Origin of the sequence: Corallococcus llansteffanensis (assembly GCF_003612055.1) — a bacterium.
In the GTDB taxonomy this organism is placed as follows: Bacteria; Myxococcota; Myxococcia; order Myxococcales; family Myxococcaceae; genus Corallococcus; species Corallococcus llansteffanensis.
Genome location: NZ_RAWB01000920.1, coordinates 1 through 2,228, shown reverse-complemented (window position 1 = coordinate 2,228; position 2,228 = coordinate 1). Strand labels below are relative to the sequence as shown.

At 69.4% G+C, this 2,228-nt stretch carries 2 protein-coding genes; both read right to left on the bottom strand.

Translation table 11 applies throughout. The features are described from left to right. Positions 1-26: 26 nt before the first annotated feature. On the bottom strand, positions 27-956 hold the full coding sequence (locus tag D7V93_RS42080) for an FkbM family methyltransferase (protein ID WP_158623978.1): 930 nt from the start codon (positions 954-956) through the stop codon (positions 27-29). A gap of 78 nt (positions 957-1,034) precedes the next feature. After that, positions 1,035-2,162: a 3,4-dihydroxy-2-butanone-4-phosphate synthase gene (gene ribB, locus D7V93_RS42075; RefSeq protein WP_120648573.1), complete on the bottom strand. Its 1,128-nt coding sequence runs from the start codon at positions 2,160-2,162 to the stop codon at positions 1,035-1,037. Positions 2,163-2,228 lie beyond the last annotated feature (66 nt).

Below are 2,228 nucleotides of genomic sequence, written 5' to 3'. Positions count from 1 at the left end.
GGCGGGCGGTTGCGTGACGGTGGGGACTAGCGGGCCTCGTGCCGCTGCTTGCGCCGCGTGTCGATCTCCTTGTCGAACGCGGCGGTGAGGCTCACGAGCCGGGACATGTGCTCACGCGAGAAGGGGATGAGCATCCGGCTGATCTCCGGCCCACCGAAGCGGAAGCGCGTCTCCGCGTCGGGGCCGGGGTGCAGCGGAGCAATCGCGTCGAGGACGTCCTTCCGCGACTCCGGCACGCAGAGGATGTTCACGGAGACCCAGTCCGGGAAGACGTTCTCCTTCTTGCCCAGGAAGTTCTCCGCGTTGAAGAGCGCGGGCAGGTGCCAGTGGATGCGGTAGCCCGCCGCCTGCACCTGGGCGATGAGCGCCTCGGCGTTGTGGGCGTTGTGGTTCTCCAGGTAGAGCAGCGGCTTGCAGCGCTCGAGCGTGGCCTTCGCGCCCCGCAGCGCCTGCGCCTCCCAGCCCTCCACGTCCAGCTTCAAGAGCGCGCACGACGTCAGCTCCAGGCTGTCCACGGTGCGCACCGGCACCGGCTCGCCTTCCTCCGCGTCGTCGAGCGACACCGCGCCGAAGTTGTCCGAGCGCGAGTAGTCCATGGGAGGCAGCCGCGTCTGGCCTTGCGCCTCACCGGCGCCCGCCTGGAGCGCCCAGACGTTCGTCACGCTGTTGAGCGCCACGTTCGCGCACAGCGTCTGGAAGACGACGCGCTGGGGCTCGAAGGCGATGACACGGCCGGAAGGGCCCACGTGCCGCGCGAAGAACAGCGTGTGGGCGCCGATGTTCGCGCCCAGGTCCACCACGGTGTCCCCCGGCTTCAGGAACCGCCCGAGCATCTCCATCTCCAGCTCGGAGTATTCACCGTACTCGCGCAGCGACCGGCCAATGACCTCGTCATTGCGGTTGAACACCATGTCGCCGTAACGGCACTTCAGCAGTTGATTGAACGAGGTGGGCATGTCGTGTCTTTCAGGAATGGCTGCGAACCCTGCCATTCCGGTCTGACACGCCGGGACAAGCCCACCTCGTGGGTTTCGCTACTCCACCGCGAGCGCGACGCGCGACTCGATGGTGAGCCCGAAGCCAGAAAGGCCCCGGTAGGTCATGTCCGTGTTGGTCATCAGGCGCATCGCGCGCACGCCCAGGTCGGTGAGGATCTGGCAGCCCATGCCCACGTCGCGGGACTCGTGCGCGGCGCGGGTGGGGGACGTGTTGCTGCCGTCGCCCGCGCGCTTGTGGTGGATGCCGAAGTCGTCGCCGTGCATGCCGGGCAGGTAGACGATGACGCCCGCGCCCGCCTTCGCGACCTGCTCCATGGCGCGATCCAGCAGCAGGTGACACTTGCAATCCGGTGACCCGAACACGTCACCCAGCGCGCACGCGGCGTGCAGGCGGACCAGGGGGGCGGGCTGCGCGTGCTCCGGGTCGCCCTTCACGAGCACCAGGGACTTCGCGCCGTCGGGCGTCCACGTGTACGTGAGGGCGGTGAACTCACCGTGGCGGGTGCGCACGACGTCCTGTCCGGGCTCGCGGCGCACCAGGCGGTCCTTGCGGCTGCGGTACTGGATGAGGTCCGCGATGGTGACGAGCGACAGCTGGTGCTCGCGCGCGAAGAGCTTGAGGTCCGGCATGCGCTGCATGGTGCCGTCGTCCTTCACGAGCTCGCAGAGGATGCCGGAGGGCTGGAGGCCCGCGAGCCGCGCCAGGTCCACGGCGGCCTCGGTGTGGCCCGCGCGGCGCAGCACGCCCCCCTCGCGGTAGCGCAGGGGGAAGATGTGGCCGGGGCGCAGGAAGTCGTCCGCGGTGCTGGTGGGGTCGGCGAGGGCGCGGATCGTCTTGGTGCGGTCCGACGCGGAGACGCCGGTGGTGGTGCCGTGGCGGAAGTCCACGGAGACGGTGAAGGCGGTGCGGTGGGACTCGGTGTTCTCCGCGACCATCTGGGGCAGGCGCAGCGCGTCCAGCCGCTCGGCGAGCATGGGCTGGCAGATGATGCCGCTGGTGTGGCGGACCATGAAGGCCAGCTTCTCGGGCGTGGCCAGCTCGGCGGCCATGATGAGGTCGCCCTCGTTCTCACGGTCCTCGTCATCGGCCACGACGACGCACTTGCCCGCCTGGATGTCGCGGATGGCCTCCTCGATGGTGTTCAACTCGGAGTCTTGGCTCATGGCGGGGACGCTCATCCTGGTGACCGCGTGGAGGGGCATGGTGCGCGGCATGTAACGCGGGGGGGG